The 15,490-nt window shown below is 44.8% G+C and carries 11 protein-coding genes; 8 read left to right on the plus strand and 3 right to left on the minus strand.

Features of this window, described 5'->3' with window-relative positions; translation table 11 throughout:
- Positions 1 to 83: 83 nt before the first annotated feature.
- From hisD to E5672_RS08470, 4 genes are read left to right on the plus strand one after another with little or no spacing between them, the layout of a single operon-like run.
- Positions 84 to 1,361, plus strand: a complete 1,278-nt coding sequence (gene hisD, locus E5672_RS08455; protein ID WP_136781802.1) for a histidinol dehydrogenase — start codon at positions 84 to 86, stop codon at positions 1,359 to 1,361.
- On the plus strand, positions 1,362 to 2,384 hold the full coding sequence (locus E5672_RS08460) for a LacI family DNA-binding transcriptional regulator (protein WP_131137345.1): 1,023 nt from the start codon (positions 1,362 to 1,364) through the stop codon (positions 2,382 to 2,384).
- Entirely contained in the window at positions 2,377 to 3,084 is a 708-nt protein-coding gene (locus tag E5672_RS08465; protein ID WP_136781803.1) for an alpha/beta fold hydrolase, read from the plus strand. The genes E5672_RS08460 and E5672_RS08465 overlap by 8 nt, the downstream gene beginning before the upstream one ends.
- Entirely contained in the window at positions 3,077 to 3,823 is a 747-nt protein-coding gene (locus tag E5672_RS08470) for an HpcH/HpaI aldolase family protein (protein WP_136781804.1), read from the plus strand. Before E5672_RS08465 ends, E5672_RS08470 begins: the two co-directional genes overlap by 8 nt.
- Positions 3,824 to 4,969: 1,146 nt before the next feature.
- Here the strand turns inward: E5672_RS08470 and E5672_RS08475 are convergent.
- The 3 genes from E5672_RS08475 to E5672_RS08485 are packed head-to-tail and all read right to left on the minus strand — an operon-like array spanning position 4,970 to position 8,585.
- Positions 4,970 to 5,848, minus strand: coding sequence for a nuclear transport factor 2 family protein (locus E5672_RS08475; RefSeq protein WP_136781805.1), 879 nt, complete (start codon positions 5,846 to 5,848; stop codon positions 4,970 to 4,972).
- Positions 5,849 to 5,850: 2 nt separating this feature from the next.
- Positions 5,851 to 6,939 (minus strand): nuclear transport factor 2 family protein, encoded by a 1,089-nt coding sequence (locus tag E5672_RS08480; protein ID WP_039226041.1) that lies wholly within the window; start codon positions 6,937 to 6,939, stop codon positions 5,851 to 5,853.
- A gap of 32 nt (positions 6,940 to 6,971) precedes the next feature.
- Positions 6,972 to 8,585: a sodium:solute symporter family protein gene (locus E5672_RS08485; protein ID WP_014950641.1), complete on the minus strand. Its 1,614-nt coding sequence runs from the start codon at positions 8,583 to 8,585 to the stop codon at positions 6,972 to 6,974.
- A gap of 132 nt (positions 8,586 to 8,717) precedes the next feature.
- Between E5672_RS08485 and E5672_RS08490 the strand changes: the two genes are divergently transcribed.
- The 4 genes from E5672_RS08490 (at position 8,718) to E5672_RS08505 (ending at position 15,486) form a co-directional block, all read left to right on the plus strand.
- Positions 8,718 to 9,716: an ester cyclase gene (locus tag E5672_RS08490; RefSeq protein WP_136781806.1), complete on the plus strand. Its 999-nt coding sequence runs from the start codon at positions 8,718 to 8,720 to the stop codon at positions 9,714 to 9,716.
- A 546-nt stretch (positions 9,717 to 10,262) separates the two neighbouring features.
- Positions 10,263 to 12,671, plus strand: a complete 2,409-nt coding sequence (locus tag E5672_RS08495; protein WP_039235428.1) for a TonB-dependent receptor — start codon at positions 10,263 to 10,265, stop codon at positions 12,669 to 12,671.
- A gap of 183 nt (positions 12,672 to 12,854) precedes the next feature.
- A complete protein-coding gene (locus E5672_RS08500) occupies positions 12,855 to 13,382 on the plus strand; it encodes an ester cyclase (RefSeq protein WP_014980218.1) in 528 nt (175 codons plus the stop codon).
- A 217-nt stretch (positions 13,383 to 13,599) separates the two neighbouring features.
- Positions 13,600 to 15,486: a TonB-dependent receptor plug domain-containing protein gene (locus tag E5672_RS08505; RefSeq protein WP_136781807.1), complete on the plus strand. Its 1,887-nt coding sequence runs from the start codon at positions 13,600 to 13,602 to the stop codon at positions 15,484 to 15,486.
- Positions 15,487 to 15,490: the final 4 nt, after the last annotated feature.

Genomic DNA, 15,490 nt, shown 5'->3' on the forward strand with positions numbered 1-15,490 from the left:
CTTATGTAATTTTTGGTGAAGATCAAGATAAATATTTGTTCGATTAATGTAACATCTCATTCACCTTTGTAGAGGAGTAGACCGTGATCAAGTACTTGAAGCAAGGCAAGCAGGCAGAAGAAAAAGCAATTGATAATCAGAAAGTTAAAGAGATAGTTGAAAATATAATTAGCGATATTGAAAAGCGCGGAGATGAAGCCGTTTCGCAATATTCTGGTCAATTTGACAAATGGACTCCGAAGTCTTTTAGGTTGAGCCGTGAAGAAATTGATGCATGCTATGAGCAATTAACCGAGCAAGAGATTAACGATATCAAATGGGCGCAGGAACAAGTTCGAAACTTTGCGACCATTCAGCGTGAGTCTATGAAAGACGTTGAAGTTGAAACACTGCCCGGTGTAGTGCTTGGTCACAAAAATATTCCGGTAGACAGTGTGGGTTGTTATGTACCCGGTGGTAAGTATCCGCTGGTAGCTTCAGCACACATGAGCATTGTTACGGCAAAGGTGGCTGGCGTGAAACGGGTAATTGCTGCCACTCCTCCGTTTCAGGGTAAACCCGCGCCAGCCGTAATTGTAGCCATGGACTTAGCCGGTGCAGATGAAATATATACCTTTGGTGGTGTACAGGCGATTGCCGCTATGGCTGTGGGCACTGATACTATTGAACCGGTAAGTATGATTGTTGGGCCGGGCAATGCTTTTGTCGCGGAAGCCAAACGTCAATTGTTCGGGCGCATCGGTATTGACCTTTTTGCGGGTCCAACAGAAACGTTAGTTATTGCTGACGACAGTGTTGATGGCGAATTATGTGCGGCGGATTTGCTAGGGCAGGCTGAGCATGGGCTTAATTCTCCGGCCGTGTTGCTTACCAACAGCGAGCAACTGGGTAAAGATACTATGGCCGAAGTAGAACGCCAGTTAACTATTCTACCTACTGCAGATGTGGCCTCTGTCGCATGGCGAGATTACGGTGAAGTCATTGTATGTGACACCTATGATGAAATGTTAGAGGTCGCTAACGACCTAGCATTTGAGCACGTTCAAATTATGACGAAAGACGTGCCGTACTTTCAAAAGAACATGCGTAACTTCGGTGCACTGTTTTTAGGCCCTGAAACCAATGTGTCTTATGGCGACAAATGTATTGGTACAAACCACACTCTACCCACGAAGGGCGCAGGTCGTTATACTGGAGGTCTATGGGTTGGTAAATTCTTAAAAACCTGTACATACCAGCGTGTTACGGAAGAAGCCTCAGTGATGGTTGGCGAGTATTGTTCACGTTTATGTGCAATTGAAGGTTTTGCAGGTCACAAAGAACAGGCTGACATTCGATTACGTCGTTACGGAAAAAAATAATTGAATAAAAAAAATAGGGTGACGTCATATGACGTTGCCCACGCAGCAGGAGTCTCTCAGTCGGCAGTGTCGCGGGTATATCGCCCGGGCGTTAGCGTATCTAAGAAAACCCGTGAAAAAGTGCTAAAAGCCGCAGAGGAGTTAGGCTACAAACCTAACGCCATTGCACGCATGTTGATAAACCAAAGCACGGGCATGATTGCGGTAATTATTTCATCGCGAGCTAATGTGAACTTCCCCGAAGTGTTGGCACAGCTAAATAAACACATCGCTGAGAAAAACAAGCGGGTGCTGTTATTTACACTTGATGACGCAGAGCAGCTAGAAACGGTTATTGAGCAAATATTAGCGTACCAGGTCGACGGTGTAGTTGCGCTTACCGCGCACTTCGAACCCGACAGTGTCACGCAGTTTGCTAAACACAATATTCCAGTGGTGTTGTATAACCGTGAGCTTCCTGATCACAGTGTAAGCTCGGTATGTTGTAACCATGACCAAGGCCTTCGCATGTTGGTGGATATTCTAGTTAGCCATCATCATCAGCACTTCTTAATTATGGCTGGCCCAAAAGATTCTGATGTGGCCCGCGCAAGGTTAAGTGGTGCAAGGAATGCCTTACTATCTCATGGATTTACCGACACTAACGTGGTTTATGGCGACTACAGCTATGACTCGGCGAGAGAGTGCTTAAGTGCTTATGCCGAAAAAAATGCGCTTCCTACTGCAATTATTTGTGCCAACGACACAATGGCAATTGGTGCCATTGACGAAATACGGGAAAACCTGAATTTACGGGTACCTGAAGATATTTCAGTTGTTGGGTTTGATGGTATCAGTGCTTCTTCATGGCACAGCTACCAGCTGACGACCGTAAGTCAGCCAACCTATTTTATGACAAAAGCAGCAGTAGAAACCCTGGTTAACTTAATTGAGAGCCCTGATATACCGCCAGAGACACGTTACTGGCCGGGCAAGCTCATTGAAGGAAACTCAGTGGCCGCTGCGCCAAGAGATAATGAGTAAACTATTATTTATACCCGGAACCCTTTGTAACGGAAACGTTTTTACCAACCAAATAACGACCTTAACCAATGCTGGTCATCAGTGCATTACCTTAGAGTATGACCAGCATAACAACCTGAGCGATGTTGCCAGTCACGCGTTACGTCTTTTTGATGAAGGCGAGCCATTCAGCATTTGCGCCTTTTCAATGGGCGGTATGGTGGCGTTTGAACTTTTAGCGCGCGTTCCCGAGCGAATTGAAAAAATAGCATTGCTAGACAGCAATGCACATGCAGACAAACCTCAAGGGCGATTAGCCAGAAGCGAGCATTTAAACTATGCCGTTTCGCATGGTTTAGAAACGCTTATTCACGATCAGTTTAGCAATGTATATCTACATAAACCCAATGAAGCATTAATGAAATTAATTGCTCAGATGGCGCAGGATACAGGAATTGAGCGTTATAGAGCCCAGCTCGAAATTCTTGCAACGCGCCCGGATGCTAGCGAACTGTTAGCTAATTGCGCACATCCAATGCTGATAATTGGCGGTTGCAACGATGTACTTTGTCCGCCTTCAGAACAGCAAAGAATGCATAGCCTGGCGGCAAATAGCGAATTGGTGCTGATTGAAGACGCGGGGCATTTCGCAATGCTTGAGCAAAGCGCACAAGTGAACCTGCATTTGTATAACTTTTTCGGAGGCGCAGCACATGCTTAAACAAGCGCTTAAAAACAAGCAAAGCCTTTTGGGTACGTTCATAAAAACGCCCCATTACAATGTAATTGAAGTATTGGCGCACGCTAGCATGGATGTATTGTGTTTAGATGCTGAGCATGCACCATTTTCAAGACAGGATTTAGATACCTGTATTCTTGCGGCTAGAGCAGGGAACATGCCTGTTCTAGTAAGAACACCAAACGATGCCCCAGAAACACTGCTAAATGTGCTAGATATGGGCGCAGACGGTGTAGTTGTGCCACATGTGAAAACGGCGGAACAGCTAAGTGCCATCGTAAGGCATTGTCACTACGGTGCTGGTGGAAGAGGCTATGCAGGTTCAAGCCGATTTGCAGGCTACACAACAAAGCCATTGAGTGAAAATTTAGAAGCGGGCAAAAACGTTAGTATTGTTGCACAGCTTGAAGATTTAGATGCAATTGACAACATAGAAGCCATTGCACACGTTGACGGTGTCGATTGCTTGTTTATAGGACGAATGGATTTAACCGTAGCGCTAGGCGAAACCAGCGCAGACGCCCCAAAAGTTAAACAAGCGGTTGAGCACTTAGTTGAAGTAAGCCACAAGGCAGGAAAAGCTACGGGCATGTTCGTGGGTAATTTAGAAGAGTTGGCCTACTGGAAAGAAAAAGGCGTTTCTCTATTCTTACTAGGTTCTGACCACGGTTGTATGTTAAGTGGCGCCAAAGCACTGCGCGAGACGTTTGATAAGGCGTAAAAAGACGGAGTTATACGTTTTTGTTTTGATTGAAGCAGCCTTTTGGCTGACTTTTTAATAAACATTGCGATTTTTTGTGTGGCTCTTGTCTAAATGCTATCGGTAATGATGCAGTGATAGATACTTGGCTGTTATTAAAGTGCCTTTGATTTGAATGGCAGGTGTGTGCGTAAAACGGACGGTGAGGTAATCTAAAAGCTAGGATTTGCAAATTGTGCAAAGCGGTTATTTGGCGTTTGGTTATATCTGTCGAAAGTAAAGCGAGCAGCAAGTTAGTCTAGTCGTGATATGATTACTGTTATCCCTTATGATGCAGAGCATTTTCATTTCTCAATAGAGCGATCATGTATGAAGTTCAAACCAAGCTATCTTTACTACGGCGTTTTCGCATTGTGTTTTGCTGGATTTACTTATCTTGAAGATACGGTGAGAGCAAATTACACTGGTAACTCTGAGATCATAATTTACATTTTAGGTTTCATACCAAACTACCTACCTGCACTCGGAATTCCTTGTCTTTTCTATCCGGCATTACCTCATGTTTTCAATAAGCAAAGTTCCATTCTAACCTCAAGATATGCTCACATATACGTTTTAATCGTTAGTCAATCAGGGCTAATTATTTGGGAGCTTGCTCAGATTTTTCTGCCTAGAGCTACATTTGATTTGCACGATATACTTTGGACAATTATAGGTGGCTTCACGTTTTTTTTGTTTTGGCTGTATCACTCCAAAAAATATGGAACGGTATTAGAGTTCCAATAATCTTCGGAAGTTTCAATATCAAAATAGTCGCAATCAAGATAAAGCCAACTTTCGTTTTGTACACACAAGGGCTGGTCTGCAGACAAACGTAAGTGTCCGATTTCAGTAGTTAGTGAATATTGAGAACACTCGAACCTGAAGCAATTTGAGCGTCCGTTCCTCATTGTCTGAAGAGGTCTTGCGAGTTAGAAATACCCCATGTCCGCTATACGCTCATAGCTGCCCCTTAAATCAAAAAAAAGCCAAAAAAACAAACTCCTCAACCTCTCAATCACCACTAATAGAAAGCCAAAAAAACGCCTCTACACACGGAGAGGCGCAAAATTCTAACGTATCAATTTTTAGTGACTGGAAGCTGATACGTTAGCCTTAAAAGGGGTGTTAAAAGGGAAGGGGGGCACCAAAACGTTTTTCAAACGCGATAGAATCAACTACCCAGTACTCAGTAGTAATCTTATTCTCGTTAAACGTAAGCATGGTTGCTAAGGGCAGGCGCACACGTATTAGGCCGTTATCAGTCTTCAGGTCTGCATCTATTCGCCATCTAACTAGCGCGTTACTTTCATCAGCTATTACTTGTTCCAACTGGCAGTAGCGGCGGTGTAACTTTCCCTCAAGTTGAGTCAGCCAAGACGAGACAGAAGGGGAATCTTCTTTGTTTAACACTTGGTTATTTACGCTAATATGGGTAGCGTCACTGTATAGCTCTTTGATGCCAGCAGTGTCGAAGCCTTGCCACACTTGCCACCATTGCGACAGTAGCGCCTTGCTCTTATCGCTAGTGTTACTTGCAACCACATCGTTAATGCCCGCATGGGTTGTCATAAGATGAAGTTGAGGGTCAAATTCGCTCAGCTGTAATGGGTCTGGCTCGGGCCAAAAAGGTAGCGAGATCGAGTTGTCATCGCCAGGGGCTTCTTTTGTATTGTAGCGCCCCGCAAGCGAAGCACTGTCTACCCATTGAAGTAATTGCTTAATAGCGCCATTGCGATGTTCGCATTCTACAATAAAGTATGTGGTTGTTGATGCTGATGAAAGACAAAATACGCCTGCTTCAACATCACCACTTTGCACCTTCGCGCATAATTCAACGGTCTCAAAATGCGTTGTAATATCAAGCCAATTAGCCATTAAACCCCGCTGCTGAATTGGCCCGTAGTGCAGTCTTTCTCCTAAAAGCCAGCGGCTTGAATGAAGCAAGGCAGCGGTAAGTGTTTGTGTGTCTTGTTTTTCTAGCAACTGCTGAATTGTGCTTAACATGCTTATGCCTCCGTCGCTTGTGGTAGTTTGCGCATAAGGTTTGCTAACGCTGCTACTTCGTCAAACACCGTAAACTCCTTGGCTATTACACCGTCTTCAATCTCAAAGTGAGTTGCCCCTAAAATGTAATGGGGTTGCTGATTAAACTGCGCATATTTGCTTTGTGTAGCATTGTAATGACCCGCCAGGCCCCACCTAAGCGCTATGTTCACGCGATTGTCGTCGTAATGGGTAACGCAAATGTGATCTACTACCATGTTGGCGTCTGGGCAACTGGCCAAGTACTTAATGAACATGCCGCCAATAGCTGCATTGCCAGTGGCTTGGCGTCCGCCCGGCCACTGCACAGAAGCATTAGGTTTATAAAAGTCAGAGAGCTTATTGAACATGCGCTTATTGAAGATTTGGTCGGCCCATGATTTGGCAAAGTCGCCCCACGGCTTGTCTTGTTCTGGCAATGCTTCCCAGCGCGATGCCTCGTTAGCACATGTTCGTGCGTACTCTTCATTTAGCCATTGGGTAAACGTGCTCGAAACAGGAAACTTGGCTTGAAACGCTGCAGCATCGTCTAGCTCAATACCAAGCTGAGCGATAAGAAAGCTATTGTCTCGCATTAGCCATTCGTAAAAAATCTTATTGTCTCTGCACATGCAGTCTGCAATGGTGGTTACACGCCCGGTTTTGCCTGTTGGCGCGCCAAATTCAGAGGGGCCTTTATTGGTCATAATACTGGTGATACGGTGCGACGAATAATACACATCGTTGGCTTCTTCACGGTAAATAACGTCTTCACCTATAAGCGACCTGTCAGGGAAGGCGGCAATGGTTTTTAACGTATTTTGAACCACCACATCAACACTGTCAGCATAACCGCCAAGCGTATGTACCGGGCAGTAGTCAGCATAATAATCGTAGCAAGCTCCAATGTTTTTCTGCTCCCAAATACGATGGGTTATGCGCAAAATATAGTCTGCTAAGTCGACAAACTCTTCATCGAAACCCGCTAAGGTTTGCGTTTTACTTCGTGCAGGGTCCAGCATGTCATGCAGAGGCTGCCAATACACCGTTTTTGCTATGGATGTTTCGCTCATAGAATCTCCCTCAAAAGCGCTGAGTTTGGCTTTTAAAACATAAATTGAATTGAAAATAAGAACACGAGTGTGAGTAAGAAGAACCCAAACAATATGTAGTTGATTGGGTCTACGCGGCCGGGTACGCGATACCATCCTTGCTCTTTCTCATCGAGACCTTCGCGCGCGAAGTGTTGCTGCTGCCCTTTAATGGTATAAGCGTTGTATTCGGTTTGAACGCCATCGATAAGGCGACTAGCAATCATAGACACCACAATGTTGGCACTTGCACCTATGATGCAGTACCAAGGCCACGCGATATCTGTATTTAAGGCCACTAAAGTCACAACAATAAAGCCGCTCAATGTGCCAATGATCAGGCCATTTTCGGTTGTTTGCTTAGAGAAAAATCCTAAGAAGAACATGCCCATTTGCGCACCTACAAAATAGGAGCCTACTTTAGACAAAATTTCTAAAATTGAGCCTTCGCTGAATAGGTGGTAGCCAATTGCTGGAAAAATAATAAGTACAGCGAAGAACAAGGTAAAAATACGTGAAGCCTTAAGGTAATGGGCGTCCGACGCGTCTTTCTTGAAGTATTTGATGTAGAAATCGATAGTTGCCACTGTCGATAGCGAGTTAAATGAGGAGTCTAGGCTAGACATGGAAGCGGCCATAACCGCGGCTGCAATAATGCCCATTAAACCCGGCAAGCCGTAATCGGTTGCGAACTGCAAAATGATTGTGTTGCTGTTTTCGAAGGTTTTGCCTTGATAAAAGTCGTAGAACAGCACGCCAAGTACAATGAAGAAGAAGTAGATGAAGAACGCGCAGAAACCCATTAATAAATAAGATTTTTTGGCGTCACCAATATTCTTGGCAGCCAGCGTTCGCTGCACCATCATTTGGTTGGTGCCGTAAACGGTGATATGGTACAGCGTCATAGCAATAATGCCGCTCCACACTGTAGTTTCTTCAGTAAAGTCGAAGTCCCAATTAAGTGGGTTTAATTTACCCTGAGCTTTAAGCTCGCTCATTGATGAAGACAGCGTAGTGTCGCCGCTTTCAAGCAGGGCGTACATAATAATGCCCGCGCCCACAAATAAGATCACTGACTGTATAACGTCAGTCCAAATTACGGCAGTAATGCCGCCCATCATGGTGTAGATAAGCGCTATGGCAGTAACTATAACAATAGACCACACTACAGGTACGCCAGTAATGAACGACAACACAAGAGAGGTAGCATAAAGAATAGCTGCTGAGCTCATGATTTGGCTTAGCATAAAAATGCTGGATACCATGGCGCGGGCACGCTTGCCGAAACGCCGTTCTTGGTAATCGTAGATGGACGCTACACCTGCGTTATAGAAGAATGGGAAAAAGAATATGATTACAGCCATGATGACGAGAGGGTAGTTCAAATGAAGTGCTATAACAGATAGCCCCTCTGAATAAGCCCAGGCTGGTGCCCCAAGAAACGTCATGGCGCTAACGTAAGTGGCAATAACCGAAATACCTATTGCCCACCACGGAGTTTGTTTTTGGCCGAGATAAAAATCGTCGGAATTTTTTATATTTTTACCAATCACCAAACCCAGCAACAGGTTCGCAATGATGTACCCGCCTAAGATAGACCAGTTTAAAACGCCAAAATTTTCAGTCATATTCTTTACTCTGCCTGCTTAATAAGCGCGCTTTCTATTTACAATAATATTCAACCTAATACATAATGACTTCGAAGTCATTAATTATTTCATGCCAGTATTAACAATTTTTTAAACAAAGAGGCGTAAGTCATGAGTTTTAATAGCGAAAAAGCCGTGGTCAGATCCTATCAAGCCGCTTTTGACAACGGTGAGGCAAGTGATGTTAAAGGCGTAGTGAAATCGTATGTTGATGAAAATGCGAAGATTTATGCCTGCTATCCGTTTGATAAATGTTCGACTCCAGCAGAATTAGTGCAAGAGTTGTGGGAGCCGTTAAAACAGAGTTTTACGCGCATGAAGCGCCGTGAGGACGTATTTATGGCGGGAAATAACAGCGCCGGCGAAGGCAAATGGGTTATGTCGATGGGTCACTTTGCTGGACTGTTCGACAAGCCATTTCTTGGTATTAGAAATACGGGAAAACTGGCGTTTTTACGGTATGCCGAGTTTTTTGAAGTACGCGAAAATAAGATAGTTAGCCACGCTGTTTTCTTCGACTTAATTGCACTAATGCAACAAGTTGGGCTTAATCCTTTGCCCGTAGAAACAGGCCATACGTTTGTTTATCCAGGGCCATGTGATCACAACGGTTTACTGTTTGAAGAGCAAGATCCTAAGGAGTCTAAAAAGACCATTGAGCTGGTTGAAGAAATGGTAAGAGACCTAGATTCTTTGAACAAATCGGGTAACGACAACTGTCCTCCAGAGCTTCTCGCCAAATGCTGGAGTGAAGATATGGTGTGGTACGGGCCAGCGGGAATAGGGGCTACATTTACTATCGAGCGCTACCAGCAGCAACATCAATTTCCTTTTCGTAAAGGACTGAAAGATAAAGTTTTTAATGGTCATGTGGCGCGATTTGGTGAAGGCAGTTTTGCCTGTTTCTTTGGCTGGCCTAACCTATCGAATACGGCTGGTGGCGGCTTGTTCGGCATGCCGGCGTCGGGTATTCGTGCCGACATGCGAGTAGTCGATGTGTACTACCGCAAAGGGGATAAATTACTGGAAAACTGGGTGTTGATGGATGTGCCATATTGGTTAAAACAACAAGGGTTAGATATCTTATCGCGCACTACCACCTACAGTTAAGCTAACAATATTAGGGGCTTTATACCTGAAATAGGTGTACTGACTGACGTCATTTTCCCTCGAAGCTACCTAGCAAAACGTCCGTTTTTGCTAGGTGGGCTTTCTGATAACCCAAGCTATCTTAAGTGCACTTTCTTACCTATTTCCACTAATGCTTAGCTCATGCATCAGCATTCGGTTTCTATCCTTTCGAGTACGATTTTTCTATTCAGATCCTACCAGTCGTTTTTGACTTGAAGTCTCTATTTATACTTCGAAATCTTATTGTTGTTGTCATTGATAAAGCTCTTTATTTATGAATAAAGCCTTTTATTACATTGGTTTATTTGTTTTTAGTGTGTTTAAACAAAAAATTAAAATTCATGAATTAACAATCTTTGAACATTTTTATTGACTTCGAAGTAAATTGGGTTGTATGTTTGTTTAGACCAAGAATTAAACAACCTAGTATGATGTTGTCACAGGCAGGGTCATCAAAGGCTTGATAAACGCAGGGCACTAACAAGTTACTGCAGATAAGGTTTTATTAATCTGGGAACTATCACGATGAAGCAAGACCAACGAAAGTACCATACAACATACCTCTCCCGCGCTATTCAAAGTGCACTTCTAATCAGCGTTAGTTTTTGCGCTAGCGCCCAACAAGAAACTCCCGACAGCGAAGCTAAAGCAGCGGGTGTTGAACGTATCGAAGTAACAGCAAACCGACAATCTCAAGATTTGCAGGAAGTATCGTCTTCTGTGAGCGCGTTAGGTGCAGACGATATTTTGCGTAACGGCATTGAAAATATTAGTGGTCTTGAAAACGTTGTTCCCGGATTAAGAATAGGCAGCTCGGGTGGTGAAGTTCGTCCCGCTATGCGCGGTGCTCGTACCAACGAAGTTGGCGTGGCCGGTACAGGTATTGCTGAACAAGTTGTTGGTATTTTCCAGGACGGTATTTATGTGCCAACGACCACCGGTGGCTTAGGGGCTTACGTTGATATTGAGCGCATTGAAGTACTGCGCGGGCCGCAGGGAACACTATATGGAAGAAATACATTTGCAGGTAGTATCAACGTTATTTCAAAGCAGCCTGAACTTGGCTATACCAGTGGTTCTGTGAAACTTACTCATGGTAGCTATGACCGTTCGGCCTATGAAGCTATTTTAAACTTGCCGCTAAGTGATAAAGCCGCTACGCGCTTTGTCATGAGCCACGACCGTCATGACGGCATGATCGAAAACCATTTCTTACCGGGCTCGTCAGACGATTTACGCGAAAAGAACCAATTCTACTTACGTAACACGACTAAATACGAATTCTCAGACGATGTTACTGCATTACTTCGCCTTGATTACAGTAAGAAAGATGCAAACTCAGAAGCGATTTGGGGTTACCAACAAATTGCGGGTTATCAAATTTCTGAAACCTCACCGGGGTCGGGCGTTTACAACCCTGTTGCTACGGTGACACCTGGCCACATTTATCAGCCAGCTGATGCTGAGCGAGATGATGAAGGCCCATATGATGTATACAGAAATGCGGTGTCTTTCGATAACCAGGAAGCGTGGTCGGCAACCTTGACGCTCGACTGGGCGATGGACTGGGCAAATGCAAAGTGGACCACCAATTATTCTGAACTGTCAGGCGAGCAATTCTACGATAACGACTACAGCGATGGTGGCTTAGACTTTGTTGGGGGCTTTGGACGTCAGGACGACCAAAAAGCGTTTTCTACCGAGCTACAGCTGTCATCTGTTGAAAGCGATAGCCCGTTTTCTTGGATAGCGGGTGTTTATTTGTTCTCGCAAGAAGCGGATTGGGAATGGCTGTGGCGAGAGGATACAACCGGTAACGGTGAGCCAGATTCTATTACGGTTCCTTCGTGGGGAAATCCAAATCACGACCCGCATGAAGTCGACTCTGTAGCCGTATTTGGCCAAGCTCGTTATCAACTTAACGACAGCAACCGCTTATTGGTTGGCCTTCGCTATAACAAAGACGAAAAGACATTTACAGGCGATTCAATTCCCGATTGGGACGACTCAGCGGTATTGTGGAAGTTAGCTTACGAGCTAGATGTTGCAAAAGACATGATGGTCTATGCCAGTGCAGCAACAGGTTATCGTACTGGTGGTGCTAACGACGCGAGGGTGGTAGCGCGTGGCGCCGACCCGCTTTACGACAATGAAGAAGTTATTTCTTACGAAATTGGTTTGAAGAGCTTTTTATTCGATAACACCGTTCGGTTTAACGTTTCTGCTTTTGCAAACCAATATGACGATGTGAAAGCGCAGCTGTTTGCAGTTTCGTGTAACGACACAACAACTGATTTAACCGTGGCACAGTGCGTTTCTACTGGCGTTAGTACAACCTTTGAATATTATGAAAATGGTGGTCAGGTTGACACCTACGGGTTAGAAGCTGATTTGGAATGGCGCCCACTAAGCGAGTTAACGTTAAATGCAACCTTGGCGCTTCTTAACGCCGAGTTCGCCGACGACTTTGCTGTAGGTAATTCTCAACTTCAGCCGCTACTTGGGTTAGGCAATGTTGATGGCCGTCAGGATATAAACGATCCAAATAGCCAGTTTAGCTTTGCGGGTTACTCTCCAGCTATGTCGCCAGATTATACGCTGGGCCTAAGCGCAAGGTATGAATACTCATTGCCAAATGGCGGTTACTTAACACCTTATCTGCACGTGAACTTTGTTGACGATCACTACGCGTTTGATATCAACATTCCTGAAACAAAAGTAGATGCACACGCCATGGTAACGGCTCGCATCTCTTGGGAAGTAAATGAAAACTTAAACGTCGATTTCTTTGCAAATAACCTGACGGATGAAGAAGTGCTAACTCGTGCAGTGGTTCAGTCTCAAGTGCTTAATGGGCTGCCTATTAACTCCATTCAGGCAAACTGGAATAACCCGCGTACATACGGCGTAAGCTTACAGTACAAGTTCGACTAACACGTGTAGCGCAGTGCGCTATTTTAAACGCTGAACAAACTGGGCAATCACTAGGGTGATGAGCCCAGTTTTGGTTCTTAGCGCTAAATATCTACTTTACGCTCTGTTTCAAAACCCTAATTACGCATTCTTTAAACAGAGCTTTTAATATGCATTACTCAACACTTTTTCGGGAGATATGAGATGAAAGGTTCACGTCCAGAACAAGGCATTCTTACAAAAGACAACGACTTGTCAAAAACGCAGGAAACCATTGATACCATTGACGCTATGGTCGATGGATTAAATGATCATGATATCGATAATATGGGCCGTTTCTTCAGCGAGAACTTTCGCTGGATGGGCAATGCAGGTTGCGGCTTCAAACAAGGGTTAAAAGAGTTTCAAGACAACTGGCAGCGACCGTTTCAGGCTGCGTTTTCTGATAAAGTTTGTATAGATGAAGCTCGCGTTACACAAGGTGAGTGGTGCGCTGCGTTTGGTCGCCAAGAAGCGGTTCACACGGGAACCTTTATGGGAATAGAGCCTACTGGTAAAAGAGTTGAAATTCGCTATATGGATTTTTGGAAAGTGGTAGACGGTAAAATTGTAGATAACTGGGTTAACGTTGACTTCCCCTACATTATGCAGCAGCTAGGTGTAGATCCGTTCAACGGGCACGGGTGGGAAAACCGTGACTCAGGGAAAATGCCAGTGCAAAACGGCGAATAGAAAATGTATAACAAACAAGCCGGAACATCGAAGCCTCCGGCTTGTTTGATTTTATTACTAGAACTGTTACTTAACGCTTACTGTATAGTTAGTCGGTAAGCCCGGCATGGTCCAAACTCCTCAAGCCAGCGTTTTCCTCGGCCCACTAATGCTATACACTCTGCGTTCTTTTACTCTTGCCTGCAGGCTGAACATAAATTTTTAACTAGGACACTGGATGCGTCACACAATCCTATCTTTGCTCTTATTCACGGTATCTTTTGCCACCATGGCCGCCGAAAGTGTTGGTCCATCAAACGCTAACTCTGGCATGAACAGCAACGAAGTAGGCGTAGAAAAAATTACGATTGAAGGGGCGGCGACGGCGAATAACAAGCCGGTAGGAACGTTTAATTCACCTATATCTAATTTAGAGTACGACCCCCGTGTCGATTTGCAATCAAGGAACATGGCAGAAGCGCAGGCTGACGTCACCATTCGCGGCGGTATATTCGAAAACACGGGGTTTCGCATAGGAAGCGCAACGCTTATTGACCCGCAAACAGGGCACTATTTCGCTGAAATTCCCATTGCACCAGAAATGTTGACGAAACCGAGTATTTTTACGGGCGTAGATAACGCGCTTTACGGCGTAAATAGTTCAGTAGGTACGGTGTCTTATGATTGGCGCCCTATTCAAACAGCAGGTAGCGTGTCACTGGGAGTAGGTAATAACAACTTCAATTTGCAGCGTGTACACGGTGCAGTAAAGCACACGCTTAGTGATTTACCCGGTTGGTCCGTAGGAATTGAAGGCGAGTATTCTCGCTCTGAGAGTGATGGGACTATTGCCAATGGCGATCATAAGTTCGAACGTGCGTCAGGGCGCATCCAACTAGCAAGTGACGATTCACAAACTGATTTGTTTTATGGCTTCCAGCAAAAGTTTTTTGGCTGGCCTAACTTGTATACACCTTTCAACGTAAACGAAACGGAAGATATTCAAACTCGTTTGGTCATGCTAAATCATAAACAGCGCTACGGCGAAAAGGAGATGGGAAATACCTTTGAGGTTTCAGCTTACTACAGAGAAAATGACGACCATTACGTGTTCTCACGTGAAAATCCTGAAGCGTTTCAGGCGTTTCACGAAACCAAAGTGAAGTCATTTGCGTTTTCGGGTATTCATAATATTTCACAAGAATTCGGTATCAACTACGCAGCACAGCTTACCGCAGACGACATCACATCAACCACGTTAGAGAATAATTTCACCTCTCGCGACTACTACAAAATAAGCGTAATGCCTGAGTATCGAACTCAGTTGAACAGCAATGAATCGCTTACCGTTCGTTTAGGTGGGGCGTTTGACGATACGAATCGCGACGACGACCGACTGTCTTTTGTGGGCGATATCAGTTGGCTTACCCAAACAGGGAACAACGCCTCACGTACGCTCTATCTTTCGTATGCAGAAGCGACGCAGGTGGCTGGCTACACTGCTGTAGGCGGCAGCACCACAAGCGGTCTGTTTAGAAGTAACAACCAGCTACAGCGGGAAGTCAGCAAAAACCTAGAGTTTGGAGCGTCGTTTGATCATTCCTCTTTCAAAGTTGATACCGCCGTATTCTATCGCTGGGATAACGAGCTGACAGATTGGACGTATAGCTTTGATGCTACTTCAGCGCGCAGTGCAAACCCGGTCGATATTGAAACCCTGGGTGCTGAGTTGATTGCAGTTAAGCGCTTTGATAGCGCAGATTTAGTAGCCAGCTACACCTACTTAGACAAGTCTGAAAACTATCGAATTGATGAGGTAGACGCGAGCTTTTACGCGCTTAACTATCCGCCGCATCGCGCAACCCTTGGGTTGGTGTGGTTTGCAACCGATACGGTTGAAATTCGCATTGACAACGAGTGGCGAAAACAAGAAACCAATGCGCTTAGAAACGGCAGCGACTCTGCGTTTTTCTCGCATGTTACCCTTACCTATTCACCGTCTCAAATTGAAGGGCTAAACCTTGTATTGGCCGTGGATAATTTGTGGGACGAGCGCTTTGAAGAAATCCCTGGAACGCCAGGCAGAGGCGATCAATATTCAGCCACTGTAACTTATTTTTGGTAAGGGA

Origin of the sequence: Alteromonas portus (assembly GCF_005117025.1) — a bacterium.
Classification (GTDB): domain Bacteria; phylum Pseudomonadota; class Gammaproteobacteria; order Enterobacterales; family Alteromonadaceae; genus Alteromonas; species Alteromonas portus.